Source organism: Deltaproteobacteria bacterium (assembly GCA_020845895.1).
In the GTDB taxonomy this organism is placed as follows: Bacteria; Lernaellota; Lernaellaia; order JACKCT01; family JACKCT01; genus JADLEX01.
The window spans coordinates 62829-81811 of the sequence record JADLEX010000007.1; the positions used below are offsets into that span (position 1 = coordinate 62829).

16 protein-coding genes and 1 tRNA gene are annotated in these 18983 nt (G+C 64.7%); 15 read left to right on the top strand and 2 right to left on the bottom strand.

Going from position 1 to position 18983, the window contains the following annotated elements; translation table 11 throughout:
* Nucleotides 1-14 precede the first annotated feature (14 nt).
* The 4 genes from IT350_00605 to IT350_00620 are packed head-to-tail and all read left to right on the top strand — an operon-like array spanning nucleotide 15 to nucleotide 3510.
* Nucleotides 15-620, top strand: coding sequence for a methyltransferase domain-containing protein (locus IT350_00605; GenBank protein MCC6156524.1), 606 nt, complete (start codon nucleotides 15-17; stop codon nucleotides 618-620).
* Nucleotides 602-2056, top strand: coding sequence for a glycosyltransferase (locus tag IT350_00610; GenBank protein ID MCC6156525.1), 1455 nt, complete (start codon nucleotides 602-604; stop codon nucleotides 2054-2056). Before IT350_00605 ends, IT350_00610 begins: the two co-directional genes overlap by 19 nt.
* Nucleotides 2049-2936, top strand: coding sequence for a glycosyltransferase family 9 protein (locus IT350_00615; GenBank protein MCC6156526.1), 888 nt, complete (start codon nucleotides 2049-2051; stop codon nucleotides 2934-2936). Before IT350_00610 ends, IT350_00615 begins: the two co-directional genes overlap by 8 nt.
* Entirely contained in the window at nucleotides 2926-3510 is a 585-nt protein-coding gene (locus IT350_00620; GenBank protein ID MCC6156527.1) for a class I SAM-dependent methyltransferase, read from the top strand. Before IT350_00615 ends, IT350_00620 begins: the two co-directional genes overlap by 11 nt.
* Before the next feature lie 19 nt (nucleotides 3511-3529).
* On the opposite strand, the gene IT350_00625 is transcribed toward IT350_00620, so the two are convergent.
* Nucleotides 3530-6514: a glycosyltransferase family 1 protein gene (locus IT350_00625; GenBank protein ID MCC6156528.1), complete on the bottom strand. Its 2985-nt coding sequence runs from the start codon at nucleotides 6512-6514 to the stop codon at nucleotides 3530-3532.
* 21 nt (nucleotides 6515-6535) lie between these two features.
* The gene (locus IT350_00630) at nucleotides 6536-7288 is read right to left on the bottom strand and encodes a radical SAM protein (GenBank protein ID MCC6156529.1); all 753 of its coding nucleotides are present in this window, start codon (nucleotides 7286-7288) and stop codon (nucleotides 6536-6538) included.
* Nucleotides 7289-7545: 257 nt separating this feature from the next.
* Here IT350_00630 and IT350_00635 point away from each other — a divergent pair.
* From IT350_00635 to gpmA, 11 genes are all read left to right on the top strand, one after another.
* A tRNA-His gene (locus tag IT350_00635) sits at nucleotides 7546-7619 on the top strand.
* 74 nt (nucleotides 7620-7693) lie between these two features.
* Nucleotides 7694-9163 (top strand): histidine--tRNA ligase, encoded by a 1470-nt coding sequence (locus IT350_00640; GenBank protein MCC6156530.1) that lies wholly within the window; start codon nucleotides 7694-7696, stop codon nucleotides 9161-9163.
* Nucleotide 9164: 1 nt separating this feature from the next.
* Nucleotides 9165-10367 (top strand): ATP phosphoribosyltransferase regulatory subunit, encoded by a 1203-nt coding sequence (locus IT350_00645; GenBank protein MCC6156531.1) that lies wholly within the window; start codon nucleotides 9165-9167, stop codon nucleotides 10365-10367.
* Nucleotides 10364-11401: an ATP phosphoribosyltransferase gene (hisG, locus tag IT350_00650; GenBank protein ID MCC6156532.1), complete on the top strand. Its 1038-nt coding sequence runs from the start codon at nucleotides 10364-10366 to the stop codon at nucleotides 11399-11401. The genes IT350_00645 and hisG overlap by 4 nt, the downstream gene beginning before the upstream one ends.
* A complete protein-coding gene (locus tag IT350_00655; GenBank protein MCC6156533.1) occupies nucleotides 11398-13083 on the top strand; it encodes an aromatic amino acid lyase in 1686 nt (561 codons plus the stop codon). The genes hisG and IT350_00655 overlap by 4 nt, the downstream gene beginning before the upstream one ends.
* Complete coding sequence (gene hisE / locus IT350_00660) at nucleotides 13077-14192, top strand: phosphoribosyl-ATP diphosphatase (protein MCC6156534.1); 1116 nt, start codon at nucleotides 13077-13079, stop codon at nucleotides 14190-14192. The genes IT350_00655 and hisE overlap by 7 nt, the downstream gene beginning before the upstream one ends.
* Nucleotides 14189-14683, top strand: a complete 495-nt coding sequence (locus IT350_00665) for a PAS domain-containing protein (protein ID MCC6156535.1) — start codon at nucleotides 14189-14191, stop codon at nucleotides 14681-14683. The genes hisE and IT350_00665 overlap by 4 nt, the downstream gene beginning before the upstream one ends.
* A complete protein-coding gene (locus tag IT350_00670; GenBank protein MCC6156536.1) occupies nucleotides 14680-15672 on the top strand; it encodes a PAS domain S-box protein in 993 nt (330 codons plus the stop codon). The genes IT350_00665 and IT350_00670 overlap by 4 nt, the downstream gene beginning before the upstream one ends.
* Before the next feature lie 35 nt (nucleotides 15673-15707).
* The gene (locus tag IT350_00675) at nucleotides 15708-17417 is read left to right on the top strand and encodes a sigma 54-interacting transcriptional regulator (GenBank protein MCC6156537.1); all 1710 of its coding nucleotides are present in this window, start codon (nucleotides 15708-15710) and stop codon (nucleotides 17415-17417) included.
* A 232-nt stretch (nucleotides 17418-17649) separates the two neighbouring features.
* Nucleotides 17650-18090 (top strand): hypothetical protein, encoded by a 441-nt coding sequence (locus tag IT350_00680; GenBank protein ID MCC6156538.1) that lies wholly within the window; start codon nucleotides 17650-17652, stop codon nucleotides 18088-18090.
* A 145-nt stretch (nucleotides 18091-18235) separates the two neighbouring features.
* Complete coding sequence (gpmA, locus tag IT350_00685) at nucleotides 18236-18982, top strand: 2,3-diphosphoglycerate-dependent phosphoglycerate mutase (protein ID MCC6156539.1); 747 nt, start codon at nucleotides 18236-18238, stop codon at nucleotides 18980-18982.
* The last annotated feature ends 1 nt before the right edge of the window (nucleotide 18983 follow it).

The following is an 18983-nucleotide window of genomic DNA, read 5'->3' on the forward strand; positions in this document are numbered from 1 at the left end:
CGACAGGAGCGCGGATGAGTGACGAATTCGAGTGCCCGCTGTGCGGCCACGTGGGGGCGTTTCAGGAGTATCGCGGCCGGGCACACGCGCGTTGCCCCGTCTGTCGATCGCTCGAACGCATGCGCCATCGGTGGCTCATTGCCCGCGACCGAGGTTTGCTCGACGGAGCAGAATCCCGCGCGGTGCTGCACGTCGCCCCGGAGCCGTGCGTAGCGAAGTATCTGCGCTCGTTCGGGCGCTACATCGGCTTTGATACGGACGCCGCCCGCGAGATCGACATCCAGGGCGACCTGTGCGCCATCGCGCTCGAAGACGCGTGCGTGAATGTGGTATGGGCGTCGCACGTGCTCGAGCACATCCGGGAGGTCGATACGGCGATCGCCGAGATTCACCGCGTAATGAAGCCGGGCGGCGTGGCGGTCATCGAGATCCCGATCGTTGGCGAAAAAACGGTGCTCTTCGACACGCCGGGCGAAAGCGATCACTGGTGGGGACCCGGCGCGGATTGGTACGACAAATACCGCGAAGCGGGATTCACGGTGGAGGTCCTGCGCGCGGCCGATGCTCCGAAGAGATTCCGATGCGGCGGTGGTGAGGTCGCATGGTGCCTGAAGCCATGACGGGTGACCCGAGCTTTCTCGTCTTTCTACCGTCGTTCAATCGACCCCGGTTTGCCGAGGCGTTGCTGCGCGATCTGGTTGAGCAGTCCGTCGGGCGGCGAGTGCGGATTCATTTTCGCGACGATTGTTCGGACTGCGACTACTCCGCCGTGCGCGACTTCGCGCGCGGTCACGGGGACACCGTCGTCTACGAACGTCATGCGCAAAATCGCGCGCGCGACGGGCTATGGAAAACCTACAACGAGATCTTCGCCGTCGCGCGCGAGGAACAGCCCGACTTTTTGATTGTCTTGCAGGATCACAGTCGCATCGTGCCGGGATTTTTCGACGAGCTCGCGCGTCTGTGGAACGCCATTCCGGACGCGAACAAAACGATCGTGAATCTGCCGCGCGACGCCAAGGCGCTTTACCGATGGTGGAGCCCTGTCTTTCACAGCGTTGTCGAGCATGACGGCGTCGATTTTGTCACCTCGGGCTGGGTGGACGGGTCGTGGTTCGCGGGACGGCGGTTGTGGGAAACGATGGACCTCGATCTGTCGCCTCCGGGTGCGCCGCCTCCGCCGAAGGACCCTTACCGGGGACACCCGACCCTCTATCAGTTGGCGCAAAAGGTTCGTTCAGGCGGCGGAAGCATCTATACGCCTACAAAAATTCTCGCGCCGCCGGCGAGTCCCCGGATAGAATCGCCTTCGCGCGCCGTTCATGTTTTCATCCCGACCTATAACCGACCTGAAAATCTGTTGATCCTCCTGCGTCAGATCGAGGAGGAGTCCGAGGGCTACCGGGTTGCCGTCGACGTGTTCGATGACGCATCGACCGCGGACTATTCGCTGGTCGAACAATGGATCGCCTCGGTGAAGACCCCCGTCACGATGCACCGTCACGAGGAAAATCGCGGGAAGCGCGGATTCTGGAAAACGTTTAACGACATTTTTCGGATCATGATCGCGTCGCCGGAGGACTCGATGGTGATTCTGCAAGACGACGCCGAGATCTGCACACGGTTCTTCGACGCGATCCTGGAATATTGGAGCGCGATAACCGACAAGCGGAAGATTGCGTTGAACATCCAGCGAAGAATCCTGTGCGATGGCCATATCTGGCAGGCCAAGGAGGGCACCCTCATGTCGTTGGACGGACGAAAGGTCTGGTTCTCGGGCTGGTTCGACGGCATGTGGTTCGGAACGAGGGATACGCTCGAGGCTCTGTCGTACTGCGTGCACGCGATGGATCCGCGCCGATGGGACGGAGACCCCCTGCTCAGCTCCGGTGTCGGGCAACAGCTCACCGACAGGCTCAACACCGCAGGCTATAATATCTACATGCCTTTCGAGTCGCTCGTGCGCATGATCCCGGGCAAATCGTTCATGAACCCGGACGTGAGGGCCACTCAGGAAATTCGGGAAGTCAACTTTCGCGGGAGAAACGATGGCTGACGCGGTCCTGTTTCAAAACGGCATCGGGAATTTCATTCTCACGACGCCGTTTTTGCAAAATCTGAACGCCCCCGAAATTTTCATGGCGCGCGATTTCGAATCGACCGCGTCCGTGCGTTCAATCTCGCGTTGGCCGGTGCGCGATTATGAGGACGCCGAAAACGTGCCCGCGCGGTTTGATCGCGTCTTTGTGCTTTGGGGTTGGCCCGTGGAAAAAGTCGTCGAAGGCCCCAATGTCATCCGACAGGTCAAGCCGAAATGGCGCGACGACCCGCGCCACGAGGTCAAACATTATACGGATCTGCTGAAGGAATCCCGCCAGTTCCCCACCGTGATCGAGACGCGGTGGTCCTGGCGTCCGGCGCTCGGTGAAGGCGAAAAACTGGTCGCGCTCGTCAATGGCGCGAATCCGGCCTGGAAAAACAAATTGTGGCCCCCAGAATATTGGTGCGATTTGGCGCGGCGGCTGGCGGCGCGCGGAGATACGCAACTGGTCGTCCTCGGAGGTCCGTCGGAGACCGCCTTTGGAAAAGCGGTGACGGCCGCTGTGGGGCGGCGTTGCTGGAATTTCACGGGCGTCTGGACTTTCGCCCAAAGCGCGCATTTTCTGACGTGGTGCGATTTGCTCGTCACCAACGACACGGCGCTCATGCACGTGGCCGACGTCCTCGCGCGGCCGGTCGTCGCGATCTGGGCGTGGACGCTCTGGCACAAAAATCACCCGTACAATCACGAGGCCCATGTGGTGAAAAGCGACGGCGGCGGCTGTCCGCATTTTCCGTGTTACGGCACGCCGGTCATGTGGACCTGCGACGACGCGGTGTGCATGAAGGCGATCTCCGCCCAGGCCGTTTATGACGAGGTGGTCCGTGTCCTCTAAAGACATCAAGACGATTCAGGCCGAGGTCGATGATTACGGCGTCAACCACTGGCTCGCGAACAACGTGCGGCTCAATCTCTTCACCAAGCCGTGGCACAAGCCGCGTCTCGAGGCGGTTCTGGCCAACGTCACGGGCGAGGAAATTCTCGACATCGCGTGCGCAACGGGCGAGTTGACCAACGAGATTCGCAAACACGCGAATCCCAAACGCATCATCGGACTCGAAGGCTGCCTCGCTGTGGTGGAGGAGGCGCGTAAACTTTATCCCGAGGTGATTTTCGAACACGGCCTGGTGCAGGAAATGAATTACCCCGAAAAAAGTTTCGACGCCATTCATGCGGGGGAGATCATCGAGCACATCGACGATCCGTTCGCATTCGTCGAACGGCTCGCGCGGATCACGCGCGAAAGCGCCGTGGTGACGACGCCGACCGAGGTCGTGAACGATCCCGGCCACGTGGCGATTTTCACCGAGGCGGGTTTGAAAAATGTGCTGGAGCACGGGTTTTGCGACGTGCGGATCATCGACGCGGGGCGCACGTTCGTCGGCGTGTGTCACGGACCCAAATTCTGATCGTGCCGGAAACCGCGACTCAGTCGGCGCCGTAATCGAAGACGGTCACGGTTCGCTTCTGGAACGAAGTGATCGCGAGACACGCGCGGCCCTCGAAGCGAATGATGTTCATCGAGAGCGGCAACGGCAGATCGTCGAGACCGTCCCACATGAATTCGAGATGACCTTCGGGCCGGAACATGGCAATCGCCCGCGCCCGCGTTCCGACGCGTCCGTTTTTCAGTTGGATGGGCGTGTAGAGGGCGGCGAAGAGGCGTGAACCGGTCGCCGCCGTCGCGCACCATCGGCCGTAGGGAGCGCGCCGGAATTCGCGAGAATTCGCCGGATCGTTCAGTTCGACCGCGGTGACTCTTCCGCCGCAGCAGGCGACGAGTTCTTTCCCGCTGACGCACAGCCCACGCACGTCGTTGAACCGACGCGGAGCGATCAGATCGCGCAGCAACTCACCTTCGGGTGAGAACAACGTCACCCGCCCGGTCTCGCGATCCCAGACGATGATGTCACCGCCTGAAGATACGAGGGTCTGCAAAACGACATTGAACCCGGTCGTCGGCCCGGTGTGGATGACGATGTCGCGACGCCCGTCCGCGAAACGGCAGATTCCCTGGCCCACGATCTGCGCCCAGTAGGCGCCATCGGGCGCGAAGGACCCGGGGTTCAATCCGATCTCTTGCGCGAACGGCGTTGCGGACTGCGTATCGGGATCGAAACGCCAGGCCGTCCGCTCGTCATCCTCGTGCGTGAGCGCGAATCCGTCGGGGATGACGAGCATGCCGTCGGGCGCGACTGCACACAGGTACGGGGTCTTCGCGAAGGGCAACTCCATCTCGGCGAGCCGGACAAGCATTCGGCGGCCCTCGGGGTCTTCGCCGATCGACGGATTCAGCACGCGCCGCGACTGGAACGCACGACGACGGATGTGCTTGTTGATCGAATGCGCGGCGATCCGCTCGTCGTGCTTCTCGGCCGCCGCCAGCAAGCGCCGATGAAACGCGCACGCGGCGTCCTGGGTTTCCGGCCGATCACCGAATAGCCGATCCATCGCGACGGCGGCGTCGAATCCGGCGATCTGGGTCGTCCATGCCGACAAGTCCCGCCGCGTGAGTAGTTCACCGACCGGCTCGGCGTGTCGTTCGAGCGCCGCATCCCATTGTTGGAAAATCCGCGCGAGGGCGAGCCGCGAACGCAGGTCGCGCATCGTGCGTTCGTATTGACGCGTGAACGTGAATCGTTCGAGCACACGCGGGCGGTTTCGCTCGGCGAAGGCGCGGCGCGCATCGTCGTCGCACAAGTATTTCTCGCAAAGACGAAGCAAGTCGTCACGGCCTCGAAAGAGCACGTCGGAGAGATTGAGCCCGGTGCGTTTCACATCACGGTGTTCGTGAATCAGAAAAAACGCGCCCGCCGCGATGCCCTCATACAGTCGGTTGTGCGCCACGGCCATCTGGTTGATGTGCAGGTTGATCTTTGACGCTGCAAAGAGCCGGTTGAGTTCTTCACCGTGTTCGAGCACACCGCGTGCGTGGCGCGCGAGTTTCGGGTGGTGATCCCAATGTCGCCCGAAAAGGTGCAGATCGAAGCCGGCTTGCGAGAGCGCGACAAGGGGAATCTGCCGGAAGAGCGCGTTGCCGATCTGCGCGAAAAAGGCGTGCGCGATCGCCGTCACGATGCTTTCGGCGAGCGTCGGGCCTCGGCGCGTCGCACGAAGCAGATCCGCGTATTCGCCCTGCGTCCAGATCGTGTTGCCCTCGGCGAATCGCGCCCGAACGACCTCGAACAGTTCTTCCGCCGCGCTCTTCGCATCGTCGCCCATTGCGGCGAATCGCGGTCGCTCGTCGTCGAAGTACATCTCGGCGGTCCTGCCGATGTTGCTGACATAACTGATGTCGCATCGAAGCCTATCGAGCGAGCCGTCCCCGGATTCGAGCGGGCGGAAGATGCGCTCGTTGACCAGCGGCTCCTGGGGGAGCAGGCGCGCGGAGTTGTATCCGTACATCGCCCAATGAGCGCAGTAACCGGTGACGAAATCGCGATCGCCGAGCTTTTTCGCGGCCTCCGAATTTTCGAGCGACGGAAAGTAATCGAGCATCGAGGTGAGAAAGGGCAGATCGGCCGGGTAGATCGCCGAGGACTCGAAACGCATGTGGTCGATATGATGGATGAGATGCGGCCGGAATTCGTCCAACGCGGCGAGCAGCGCGGGACCGGTCAGGCTGTCCTCGCGGTCTCTTTCGGCGATCGTCCGCACCGTGTGCCCCAGCGCCGTGAGCGCCTCGTCGATGTCGCGGTTGGCATACTGCACGAAGTGCGACCACCCGCTGCTGATGAGCAGGACGCGCCACGAATCCTCGTTCAGCCAAAACTCCACCGGCTGTGCACGGTAGAAGTCGTCGACCGAAGCCTTCAGGCATTTCGCGAGGTCGACGCGGCGGCGCAAGACGTCACCCACCGCCGTGGCCGCCTCTTTCGCGGCGGCGGCCTGCCCGCGCACGCACACCGACTGGGGCAGGGGCTTCATCGGGTCGGAATCTAAGAACTCGCGAAGGCGACCGACCGCGTCTTCCCCGACAAACAGGCGCACGTGCGGCGCGGCGACCATCTCCCGCCAATCGGCGACATGAAGCGCGGCCTTGAAGATCTCGGGGTCCGGCTCGACGACATACATCGCCTGCCAGCGCCCGCCCGGCTCACGGTTCAGGCGGCGGAAGAACTCGGCGGCTTCGTACCCAACGCCGACGCCGACGAGCAGTACGGGCGCGAACCCCGGCGCGCCGGGCAGATTCGCATCGACGTATCGCGTCGCGTCCGCGACGGGCGTTTCCGCGGAAGACACGCGAATCGGCCCCTGACCCTGATCCACGTTCAGGGCCCAGCCGCCGTCCGCGGCTGGAAGAAGTTCCAGATCAAAACGATCCGTCCATCCGCGCAGGAGTTGGGCAAGCTCGTCGTCGCGCGCGGCGAGTGCGTTCAGGTTGGATTCGTAGCGCTGGAGAAGGTCATCCATGAAAGGGAGGGAGAGCCCGGATCATCCCGCGGCGGCGGTGATGTTTTCGCTGGACCGGAACAGCGGGCGCACGCGGTATATGCGAACGTCGCAGGGACGGCATTCGCCGTGAATATGGCACGACCGCTCGGCTTCCAGTCGGCTGTGGTTCACGACCCCCGTGGGATCGCCGACCTCGAGTTTCTTGATGCACAGATAACGCAGTCCGTCGGGGCCGAGAAAAAACCGGTTGATGCGGCAATGAACCGACGGGTCGGGAATCATGGTCTCCATGACTTCCCACATGTCGGGCTCTATGCGCAGTTTGAGTCCCTTGCGGGCGAAGATTTCGACAGCCTCGCTCAGGTCGCCGTTCGCGGCGATCGAGTGGATGTCGAGAATTCTGTGCCCGCGACGCAGGAGTTCGACGGCCTTGTCCGAAATCGCCTCGACCGTGTCCGACTTCTTCTGCCCCGGGTGGCACGACGCGAAGACCTTGATGCGTTTTTGCAGGCGGTCGAGCATCCCGACGTCCCACGACATGTTCGTGTACATGCGAATCTTGGCCTGTTTCACACCGTTGACGATGTCGGTGAATCCCGGGTGAAGGGTGGGTTCGCCGCCCGTGAAAATCAACTCGTCGCCAGGTAGCCGGTTCAGGACCTCGATCCAGCGTTCCGCAGAAATCAGTTTTCGCGGCGGCAGGGCGTTGGTGCAGTAGAAACACGAATAGTTGCACGCCACCGTCAGGTAAACGCGGGGAATCCAATCGAATCCCACGGGCTGGGTGGTCATGTGGGCTCCCGTCGAGGATGCGTACAACATATCGGTGAAACGGGCCGAAACTCAAGCACATCGAGTTCGGCGTGAGCCCCTTCACGCGGCGGCAACGACTTTCGCTCGCGGTCGTGCGAGTGTCTCCGGCTTGGTCCCCGCCGGGGCCCCGGCGATGCGAAAACCCACGGAAAATCCAAGGATTTCCGCTCACTTCGCCGCATCCTTCGCGGCTTGCCACGTGGGATCGAAGCCGCTAATATCCGCCGCGTTTTTGGGCTGCGGTAGCTCAGTTGGCTAGAGCGCCTGACTGTGGATCAGGAGGTCGTGGGTTCGATTCCCTCCCGCAGTATTTTTGCCAATTGAGGGGACTCAATTGGCTTTTTTTCCGACTCGAACGAGAATCCGAACGAACGTGGAAACGCCATGAGCGCCCCGAACGACCGCCCCATACCCCGGCAACCGGCCGGTTTCGCCGATTCCTTCGCCGCGGACGTGACCGCCCGTCGGCGGATGATCGACACGATCACGTCCGTCTACGCGCGTTTCGGATTCGAACCGCTCGACACGCCGGCCATGGAATACCTCGATGTGCTCGGCAAGTACCTTCCCGAGGCGGACCAGCCGGATCTGGGCGTTTTCGCCCTCCGCGACGACGACGAACAGTGGCTCGCGATGCGTTACGACCTGACCGCGCCACTGTCGCGCGTCGTGGCGCAGTACGGTAACGATCTGCCGAAGCCCTATCGGCGTTTTCAGGTCGGACCTGTCTGGCGGCGCGAAAAACCCGGCCCCGGGCGTTTCCGCCAGTTCACACAGTGCGATTTCGACACGGTGGGCAGCGCATCGCCGGCCGCCGACGCCGAGGCGTGCGCGGTGCTGGCGGCGGCTCTGGGCGAACTCGGAATTCGCCCCGGAGAGTTCGAAATCCGCGTGAACGACCGCAAGGTGTTGAACGGAATCCTCGAACGCGCGGGCGTCTCGGACGACCCCGCCGCGAGGATGACGGTTTTGCGGGCCATCGACAAACTCGACCGGCTCGGGCTCGAAGGCGTTCGTGAGTTGCTGGGCAAGGGACGCAAGGACCCATCGGGCGACTTCACACGCGGCGCGGATCTGGCCCCGGACCAGATCGCAGCCGTGATTGCGTTTCTGGGCGCGACGGGCTCGGACCGCGCCGCTACGTGCGACGTCTTTCGGTCGCTGGTGGGAACGAGCGCGGTCGGCGCGGAAGGGGTCGAGGAACTCGAGCGCATCGACGCATTGCTGGACGCGATGGGGCTCGGCTCCGACGTCGTGAAGTTCGATCCCGGCCTCGTGCGCGGGCTGGCGTATTACACCGGGCCGGTCTTCGAGGCGGTTCTGACCGTCGAGACGGTCGATGACGCCGGACGAAAAGTCTCGTTTGGCTCGGTCGCGGGTGGGGGCCGATACGACGATCTGGTCGAGCGATTCACCGGCGACAAGGTGCCCGCCACCGGCGCGAGCATCGGTGTGGACCGGCTGCTCGCGGCGCTGCGTCTGCTGGGCCGTGTCGAATCGTCCGACGCCGATGCGCCGGTCGTGGTCACGGTCATGGACGCGCCGCGTCTCGCCGAGTATCAGAAGATGACCTCGGAACTTCGCGAGGCGGGGATTCGCGCCGAAATGTACCTAGGCTCGGGCGGATTTCGCGCGCAGATGAAGTACGCCGACAAACGGCGCGCGCCCATCGCGGTCATCGCGGGCGGGGACGAGTTCGCGCGCGGCGAGGTGACGATCAAGGACATGCGGCTCGGCGCGGCGCTCGCCAAGGACATCGCGGATCGCGAGGAGTGGCGCAAGGGCCAGCCCGCGCAGCGCGCCGTGCCGAGGGACCAACTCGTGCCTGCGATTCTCGAAATGTTGGGGCGATGACATGACGCCGACGGGACCGGTGCCCGGAACGCGGGACATCGATGGCGCCGCGATGGCGGCGACGCGGAGAGTCCGCGCGTCGCTCGAAGGCCTGTTCGACGACGGCGGCTTCGCGTTCGTGCACCCCCCGGTCCTCGCCGAGCCCGGTCCGTTCCTCGCGCGTTCCGGCGAGGCCATCCGTCAACGCATGTACATCTTTCAGGACCCCGGAGGGCGCGAGATCTGCCTGCGCCCCGAACTGACGATCCCCACGGCGCGCCTGTATCTCGAACGGCTGGCGGCGAAATCCGAGACGCCCGCGCGCCTGGCCTACATTGGTCCGGTGTTTCGGTACACATCGGAAAGCGGCGGCGACACGCCGCTGCGAGAGTATGTGCAGGCCGGAGCGGAGTGGATCGGCGACGTGGATGCCCCCGAGACCGACGCACGCATTCTCGCGTTCGCGTTGCGTGCCGCCGATGCCGCCGGGGCCATCGGCGCGACCATCGTCGCGGGCGATCTGGGGCTTGCCGCCGAGGCGGTGCGCACCGTGCCCGTCGCGCCGCGCATCCGTGCGAGACTGCTCCGCCAGTTGTGGCGGCCCGACGCGTTTCTCGCTGCACTCGATGCGACGCGGACCCCACGCGATCGCGCCGGCGAGGCAAATGCGGACTCGCGGCTCGCGGAAATGGGCGCGGAGTCGTCGCGAACGCTGATCGAGGAGATCCTCGCGCTCGTCAACGTGCGTCACGTGGGCGCGCGGACGGCGGACGAGATCGCGGAGCGACTCGCAACGAAAGCCGAAGTTGCGTCGGACGACGCCGTGAGCGCCGAGATCGCCGCCGAACTGCGCGCATGGAACGAAATCCGTGGAGACGGCGCATCCGTTCTTGCGGCTGCGCGAACGTGGATGCGGAATTTCAGATCGGACGACGGCCTGCGTGCGATCGAACGCGCTGAGTCCCGCCTCGCGGCGCTCGCAACGTCGGGCGTCGATGTCGGGCGCGTGACGTGGGATCTCGGCCTGCGCGGCGAGCTGGAATACTACACGGGGCTTGTGTTCGAGATTCGAGCGCGACACGCCGGAAAAGAGATCGTCGTCGGCGGGGGCGGCCGTTACGACGGGCTGCTTCGCTCGCTGGGCGCGGCGCGCGACATCCCGTCGGCGGGATTCGCGCTCACGGTGACGCACCTTGCGCGCATCATCGCGGAGGCGGCGAAATGACGCGAACGCACTCCGATCGACTGACGATCGCGCTTCCGAGCAAGGGCACGCTCCACGAAAAGACGCTCGACTTTCTGCGTTCGGCGGGGCTTCGTTTTCGACCGTCGGGCCCCGGGCGCGATTACGTGGGAACCTTGGCCGGCGTCGACGGCGTGGATGTGTTGTTGCTGCGCGCGGACGAGATTCCGGAGCGCCTGGAATCGGGCGGCGCGCAGATCGGCATCACCGGCGAAGACCTTCGTCTCGAGAATGGTTCGGATTCGGGTTCGACGTTTCGATTGATCCCGGATCTCGGTTTTGGGCACGCGCGGCTGGTGGTCGCGGTGCCGCGCGTTTGGATCGATGTCACCACGATGCACGATCTCGAGGAAGTCTCATCGATCTATCGAGTGCGCCACGGCCGCCCGCTGCGGGTCGCGACGAAGTTTCCCCGGCTCACCCGCGAGTTCTTCCTGCGCCACGGAGTTCGCGATTACGTGATCGTGCGATCCCTGGGTGCCACCGAGGGCGCGCCGGCGTCGGGAGCGGCGGATCTCATCGTCGATCTCTCCTCGACGGGCGGGACGCTGACGCAAAACCACCTGAAGGAACTCCATGACGGGACGCTCGTCGATTCGCAGGCGGGTTTGATGGTGTCGTCGAATTCCGATCACTGGAACGCCGCGCGGCTTGCGTCGCTCGCGCGAATCGTCGATCTCATTGAGAGCCGCATGGCGGCGGCGAACGAGCTGGTGCTAAGAGCCTGGGCGCCGCGGGCGCGGGCGCGCGCCATCTTCGACGCGCTCAACGCGGGGGATCTTCGGTGCGTGCCGATGACGGCGCTGCCCTCGGAAGCCGACGCGCAACCGGACGGAACCCGGGAACTGGTGTGGCTGTGCCGCCGCGACGTGGTTCAGGCCGCGGCGAATACGCTGCGCGACGAGGGGTGCACCGGCGTCGTCGCGACTGCGGCCGACTTCGTTTTTCGACCGGACCTCGATCGCCTCGACGAATTCCGAGCCCTCATAGACGTTCCTGAGGGAGCGACGCCATGAACCCCGTGCGCATCCGCCACGACCGCGATCTCACGCCCGGCGAGATTTGCGCTGTCGCGGACGACGATGCGGCGGTGGAATTTGACGACGAAACCGGGCGGATGCTCGACGAGCGCCGACGGCAGGTCGTCGAATTCGTCGAGTCGAGCAACGTCCCCGCATACGGATTCAATCGCGGATTCGGACACAACGTGCGCTTGGCCGTCGATGCGGATCGCGCCGCGGAGCTTCAGCGCAATCTCATCCGGTCGCACGCCAGTGCCGTCGGCGAGCCCGCGCCGCTTCCCGTGATCCGCGCGGCGATGCTGATGCGCTCCCGGTCGCTCGCACGGGGGCATTCGGGCGTGCGTTCCGAGGTCCCGCGAAAACTGGTCGAATTCCTGAACGCGGGCATCACCCCCGTCGTTCCCCGTTTTGGCTCGGTATCCGCGAGTGGCGATCTCGCGCCGCTGTCGCATATTGCTCTCGGCCTGATGGGCGAGGGCGAGGTGTTCGTCGGCGACGAGCGCCTGAATGCGGCGGCGGCGCTCGCCCGCGCCGGAATCGAACCGCTTGTCCTCGAAATGAAAGAAGGGCTCGCGCTCAACAACGGCGTGCAGTTCAGTACTGCGTACGGGGTGCTTGCGGCGGCGAGGTTGGAATCGTTGTGGCGCACGGCGTGCGTGGGAACCTCGCTCACCTTGCAGGTCATGCTCGGTGCCGATACGCCGTGGCGCGAAGACCTGCATGCGCTGCGGCCGCATGCGGGCTCGGTGCGGACGGCGGCGGTATTACGCGCGCTCACGGCGAATTCACCCATTCGCGAGGCGCACCGGCCCTACGACATCGACGGCGAGATTCAGGATCCATACAACCTCCGCTGCGCGGCGCAGATCCTCGGCGCGGCGCGAACGCTGATCGACCGCGCGAACGAAACCTTTGCGATCGAAGCGAACAGCGTGACTGACAATCCCATTCTGCTTTCGGGCGAGGACGACGCGTTCACCGACATCGTTTCGGGCGGCCACTTTCATGGCATGCCGGTCGCCGTCGATCTATACGGTCTGCTTCAAGCCGCCGCGATGATTGCGTCGCTCGTCGGTGCGCGATGCGCCAGGTACGTGGACGAGGCCCGCAACCGGGGGCTCGGTGCGGACCTGAAATGGCCGGGACCCACGGACGATCCGGAGTGGAATGCCCGGCAGGCCGCGTCATCCGGTATGATGGCGCCGGAATATGTCGCGGCGTCGCTCACGAATTGGCTGTGGGGACAGTGCATGCCCACGCACCTGTTCAGCATCTCGACCGACGCGGGGCAGGAGGATCACGTCAGCATGGCGGCCAATGTCGCGATCCGTGCGTACGACGCACTCCCGCGCCTCGCCGAGGCGCTGGCGGTCGAACTCGCCTTCGCCGCACAGGCCGCCGCGATTCGAAAGCGCACGCCGTGGCTGCCGTCACGCGCTCGCACCGCATCGGGCGAAGTGACCCTCGATCGACATGAGGTCCCCGAGGCGGATCGCCGTTTGTGCGAAGCGGGCGAGGCGGTGCTGCGCGAGATCGAGCCCGTGTTCCCGGTTGTCACGGTCGATCGTCCGCTATCGGCGGATCTCTCGGCACTCGCCGCCCTCGTGCTGGATGGTGCGATCGAGCGGTGCGCCGCGCGATTCGGCGTCTTCGCCGCGGTGGACGCGCCTTGCTGATTCCCGTATTTCCCTTCGCCGCCTGTCCCCGCGACCGAGCGACCGATCGGCGTGCCGCCTCCGAGGGTCCGTGGTGGCTCGCGCCGCTCGCCGCGCCGCGCGCGGTGGAGTTGGGCGAAGAACCACTGACGACCATCGAGACGGATGTTCTCGTGGAACTCGTTCGGGAGCGACCGACGCACGTGCTGCGCTGCCGCGACATCACACTCGTCACGCGATTGCTGGACGAGGGCGCAATCTCGGTCGTGGTCGAACCCGATATCGCCGCGACGCTCCCTGCGGAGATCCCTCCGAAACGAATCGGCCTCTGGGCGGATCGCGCCGGTGACGTCGCGAAAGCACTGGCCGCCGCGACGATCTGGACGACCGATCGGACTTGCGCGAACGAGGATTCGCGAGAGCGTGTCGTGATGATCGACGCCGCTTCGTTCGACCCGGCCGCCGCGCCCGCGGGCACCGTCGCGATCCGCGACGCGCATCGATGCCCGCCCGATCACGAGGCGACGGCGTTTTGCGCACGGATCGCTTGCGATCGGAACGCGAACCTCTGGACGGCGATTTGCGATGACCTCGGCGCTCTCGTCGCGTGGGGTTGGTCGAACCCGGATTCGATTCGACGCTCCATGACCGAGCGGCGCGCATACTTGTCGGCGGATGTCGCGTCGCCGCCCGTTTGGCTGGGCGGCGCGCTGGTCGCCGTGCAGATCGATCACGGCGGGCGCGCGTTGCGGTATTTGGTGGCCGGCCCGCGCGTTGATGCCGCGTGGCCGAACCGATGGCCCGAGCGCGAGGGATTCGCGGAACTTTACGCCCGGCTGCGCGAACGTGTTCACGAGGCGCCGCCGGGATCCTACACGCGCCGGCTGCTCGACACGCCGGACATGCTGCGCGGCAAGTTGCTCGAAGAGGCGGCGGAGCTCGCCGCCGCGTCCGGCGCCGCCGACGTGCGCGGCGAAGCCGCCGACGTGCTCTACTTCGCGTGGGTGGCTCTCGCGCGAGAAGGCGTCTCGCCGGGCGAGGTCGAGGCCGAATTCGCACGGCGCGCGCTGCGTCTGAATCGGCGTCCGGGCGACGTGAAGCCGCCCTGGGCAAAAGGGACAAACCGTTGACCGACGCGACGGCGAACGACTCGGGCGAGCCGGTCGGGCGGCTGCGTTCGCTCCTGAACGCGAGTCCCGCCGTCGTGTATTGCGCCCGCCCTCATGTCGGATTCGAACGCACGTTCGTGAGCGACAACGTGGAGCGCCTGATCGGATTCACCGCCAAAGAAGTCTTGGATCGACCGGGATTCTGGGCGGAGCGAATCCACGCCGACGATCGGCGGGGGTGCCTCGCGGCGCTGGCCGAGGCCATCGAGCGGGGACACGCGGTCTGCGAGTACCGTATTCGGCAACGCAACGGACGTTATGTATGGATCCGGGATGAGGCGCTGCTCTCGCGCGACGGTCACGGTCTGCCGCTGGAGATGACGGGCAGCCTGATCGACATCTCCCGCGAAAATACTCCGAGCTGCATCTGCGAGCCGGCGAAGCCCGGTACCGGGCGATTGTCGAGGATCAGGCCGATCTGGTGTGTCGTTTCCTTCCGGACGGGACGTTGACGTTCGTGAACGGGAGCTACAGCCGGTTTCGCGGCATGCCCGCCGAGCGCCTCATCGGCTCTTATTTCCCGGACAATCTGCGGGAGCGCGATCGCGAGGACCTGCGCAACCTGCTCGCGTCGCTCGCGCCGGAGGACCCGATCGGACTCTTTGAAGCCCGGGCAAGGGCCGCGCGCGGAACGGAACACTGGCAATCGTGGACCCATCGCGGGCTTTTCAACGACGTCGGCGAACTCGTCGAAATCCAGTCCGTCGGCCGCGACATCACGGAACGCAAAGCCGCGGAGGAGTTGCTCGCGCGTTCGAATGCGGAACTGCAACAGTTCGCCTACGTCGCCAGTCACGATCTCCAGGAGCCGCTGCGGATGGTCTCGGGATTCCTGCAACTGCTCGAGAAGCGTCACGGGGATCGCCTCGACCGTGAAGCCGAGGAGTACATCCGCCTGGCGCTGGACGGCATGGATCGGATGCGCAGGCTCATTTCCGACCTGCTCGAATATTCCCGCGTCCGTCGGGACCTCGCGGAATTTCGCGAATTGGATCTTACCGCCGCGATCCGGGATGCGCTCCGCACGCTCGGCGCCGCGATCACCGATTCCGACGCCGTCGTGGATGTCGGGCAGCTACCGGCGATTCGGGGAGATGAAATCCTGATCGCGCGTCTCTTTCAGAACCTTCTCGGCAACGCGTTGAAGTTCCGTTCGCCCGATCGGCCCCCGCAAATCGCCGTTCTTGCCGGCACCGACACGACGACCGTGACCATCGAGGTGAGGGACAACGGCGTGGGATTCGAGCCGCATTTCGCGGAACGAATCTTCACGATGTTCACGCGCCTGCATCCGCGTTCGAAATACGAAGGCACCGGGATCGGGCTCGCGGTCTGCCGCAAGATCGTCGAAATCCACGGAGGGACGATTCGGGCCGAGTCCGAGCCCGGCGTCGGATCTTCGTTTTTCATGACGTTACCCGCCAGCATCCCTGTGCCGTGACGTCGGGGATGAACCACGATGAGGTCCCCGGTTCCATGCGTCTGCTCCTGATCGAAGACAGTCCGGGCGACGCGCGCCTGATTCGAGAACTCGTGCGGGACGCCGCGCCGGATTGGGACCTCGTCTGGCGCGAAACGCTGGACGAGGGCATCGCGGATGCCCGGCGCGGCGGGTTCGGTGTCGTCCTGCTCGATCTGTCGCTGCCCGACAGCAACGGGATCGAGACCTTCTGCCGGATGCATCGCGAGGTCGCGGATCTGCCGATCGTCGTTCTGACCGGTCTCGAGGACGAGCGGCTCGCGGCGTTCGCGCTGCGCCAGGGGGCGCAGGATTATCTGCCGAAAAACGAAATGACCGGCGCGCTGCTGAAGCGGGTGGCGCGTTATGCCATCGAGCGGTTCCAGTCGAAAAATGCGCTCGAATACGTCTACCGCGACACGCGGAAATCCCACGACGATCTGCTGGCCATCATGGACCTGCTCGCCCTCGGCGTCGTCACGCTCGACGGCGAGGGTCGCGTCACTTTCATGAATCGTTCCGCGAGGCGGTTCACGGGATTCGACGACGCCGAAGTCTTTCCGAAGCCGTGCGCGGACGTTCTTCGTCCCAGGGGCGCCGACGCCGACGCGGTCGCGGAACTTCTGCGCATGAGCGAGGGAGAACGTTCGCGCATCTCCATCTCCCTCGGAACGGAGGACGGCGAAGGGTTCTGGATCGATCTCGAAGCGCGGGACGATCCGCGAAATCCCGACGGCGCGATCCTCCTGCTCTACGACCGCTCCGAGGAATACCGGCTGCGCCGGGCCCTCGACGAAAAAGTCGATTTTCCGGAGATTGTTGCGCGATCCGAGGCCATGTCGCGAATCGGTCGGCGTATCCGCGAGATCGCGCCGCTGGACTGGACCGTGCTCATCGAAGGCGAGACCGGAACGGGCAAGGAACTGGTCGCGCGCGCGATTCACAACGCCGGGCCGCGAGCGGCGGGACCGTTCATCGCGGTGAACTGCGCCGGTCTTCCCGATGCGTTGCTGGCGAGCCTGCTCTTTGGTCACCGGCGCGGATCGTTTACCGGCGCGGTGGACGACCGGCGCGGGTTTTTCGCCGCCGCCGAGGGCGGCACGATCTTGCTCGACGAGATCGGTGACATCTCGCCCTCCATGCAGTCGAGCCTGTTGCGCGTGCTCGAAACGCGCGAATACACGCGAGTCGGCGACACGCAGCCGGAGCGGAGCGACGCCCGCGTCCTGACCGCCACGCACCGGGATCTGGCGGCGGAGGTCGAGGCGGGGCGTTTCCGCGCGGACCTGCTGTACCGGATCCGCGTCATGCGCATTCAAATCCCGCCCCTGCGCGAACGGCGAGAGGATATTCCGATGCTCATCCGGCACTTCCTCGGCATGAGCCGGACGGCGCTCGGCAAATCCGTCGCCTCATTCGACGCCCCGTCGATGCGAGCGTTGCTGGAATACCCGTGGCCGGGAAACGTGCGCGAGCTGCGCAGCGCGATCGAGTACGCGACGGTGCACTGCTCCGGCGGACTGATCACCTTCGCAGACTTGCCGCCGGAGTTTTCGCGGCACCGTACGCGGCCTGACGACGCGGATCGCGGTGGAGAGCGCGAGCGGTATCTGGACGCGATTCGTAAGGCGGGAGGGAATCGGTCGCTCGCGGCGAAAAGCCTCGGGATCGGCCGGGCGACGTTCTACCGGCACCTCTCACGACTCGGAATCTCCGAAACCGCTTAGACGTCCGCTCCGAAAGAGACGCTGAGACAAATGTGAGACACACAGTGTCTCGAATGTGTCTCGCGGCAATGAAGTGACAGATCTATAGAAAAATTTCTATCAACGAATTCGTGTGTTTACGAGTATTGTTACAATTGGCGCACTTGTTGCTCTTAACCGAGTGATCGGTATCGGCGTAGGGCAGTGTCGAGCGATTTCGCATCCCGTATGACGTGCACCAGGGAGGTCCGCCATGGGAAAGACGAAGATCGATACTCGGAATCTCGAAGGAATCGAGGTGAAAGAGATTTCCATCGAGGAGTTCGAAGTCCTCGGCGATTCGACGTGCCGATTTCGGTCGTCCGCCGACGTCAGCGTGGGCGATACGATCCTGGTGAAAGCCCTTTACACGGGTCCGATGCCGGACGACATCGGGGCGTCGGGCCGGCGACGCAAGCGCGATGCGAATGTGTGGCGGCGCGGAATGGTTCCATTCCTGACCACCGTGAAAACGGTCGAGGACGACGGACACGCCCGTGCGAGGTCGCGGGTCGTCGTTCACGTTCAAACGGTCATGTCCGACGATCACCACAGTTTCCGCGAGCACGTTTCGGCCGGGCCGCGACCCGAAGGCACGCAGTACGAATACCAGGGCTTCTTCATCCGCTATCGTCGGCGCGGGGCCTGCAACTAGTCGCCGTTCTCCGCTCGTCGAGCTTTCGAAATCCTCTTGAACGCCGCCGCCTTTGCGGCGAATATCCGACCGTCGTTGCGCTGACAGCCCGCGCGTCGGGCCGCGCCGCGTCCATTTTCACCCGGGCTTTTTCGGGGGCGCTTTCATGCACAAACTGGTTTTACTTCGCCACGGCGAGAGCGCGTGGAATCGGGAAAATCGTTTCACCGGCTGGACGGATGTGGATCTGTCCGAGCGCGGACACGAGGAGGCGAAAAAGGCGGGGCGTCTGTTGAAGGCCGAAGGTTTTTCGTTCGACCTTGCGTTCACGTCGGTGCTCAAGCGCGCGATCCGCACCCTGTGGATCACGCAGGACGAGATGGACCTGATGTGGATTCCCGTGCAGCGCGCGTGGCAGCTCAACGAGCGACACTACGGCGCGCTTCAGGGCCTCAACAAGTCCGAGACCGCGGCGGCGCACGGTGAGGAGCAGGTCAAGATCTGGCGGCGCAGTTACGACATCCCGCCGCCGCCGCTCGACGCCTCCGACCCGCGCCATCCGTCGCACGATCCGCGTTACGCCGGGCTCGCGCCGTCGGAGCTGCCCGCCACCGAGTGCCTCAAGGACACGCTCACGCGCGTGCTGCCGTATTGGCACGCGCAAATCGCACCGCGCGTCGCCGAGGGCCGCCGCGTGCTGATCGCCGCGCACGGCAACTCGCTGCGCGCGCTGGTGAAGTACCTCGACCACGTCTCCGACGACGAGATTGTCTCGCTCAACATCCCCACGGCCATGCCGCTGGTGTACGAGCTCGACGGCGATTTGCGCGCCACGAACCGCTACTACCTCGGCGATCCCGACGAGGTCGCCAAGGCCATGGCGCAGGTCGCCGCGCAGGGCAAGGCCAAATAGC

Bases quoted from the DNA above. Each gene is read 5' to 3' on its own strand.
- IT350_00605 (MCC6156524.1), top strand. From the start codon at position 15: ATGAGTGACGAATTCGAGTGCCCGCTGTGCGGCCACGTGGGGGCGTTT.
- IT350_00610 (MCC6156525.1), top strand. From the start codon at position 602: ATGGTGCCTGAAGCCATGACGGGTGACCCGAGCTTTCTCGTCTTTCTA.
- IT350_00615 (MCC6156526.1), top strand. From the start codon at position 2,049: ATGGCTGACGCGGTCCTGTTTCAAAACGGCATCGGGAATTTCATTCTC.
- IT350_00625 (MCC6156528.1), bottom strand. From the start codon at position 6,514: ATGGATGACCTTCTCCAGCGCTACGAATCCAACCTGAACGCACTCGCC.
- IT350_00630 (MCC6156529.1), bottom strand. From the start codon at position 7,288: ATGACCACCCAGCCCGTGGGATTCGATTGGATTCCCCGCGTTTACCTG.
- IT350_00640 (MCC6156530.1), top strand. From the start codon at position 7,694: ATGAGCGCCCCGAACGACCGCCCCATACCCCGGCAACCGGCCGGTTTC.
- IT350_00645 (MCC6156531.1), top strand. From the start codon at position 9,165: ATGACGCCGACGGGACCGGTGCCCGGAACGCGGGACATCGATGGCGCC.
- hisG (MCC6156532.1), top strand. From the start codon at position 10,364: ATGACGCGAACGCACTCCGATCGACTGACGATCGCGCTTCCGAGCAAG.
- IT350_00655 (MCC6156533.1), top strand. From the start codon at position 11,398: ATGAACCCCGTGCGCATCCGCCACGACCGCGATCTCACGCCCGGCGAG.
- IT350_00675 (MCC6156537.1), top strand. From the start codon at position 15,708: ATGCGTCTGCTCCTGATCGAAGACAGTCCGGGCGACGCGCGCCTGATT.
- IT350_00680 (MCC6156538.1), top strand. From the start codon at position 17,650: ATGGGAAAGACGAAGATCGATACTCGGAATCTCGAAGGAATCGAGGTG.
- gpmA (MCC6156539.1), top strand. From the start codon at position 18,236: ATGCACAAACTGGTTTTACTTCGCCACGGCGAGAGCGCGTGGAATCGG.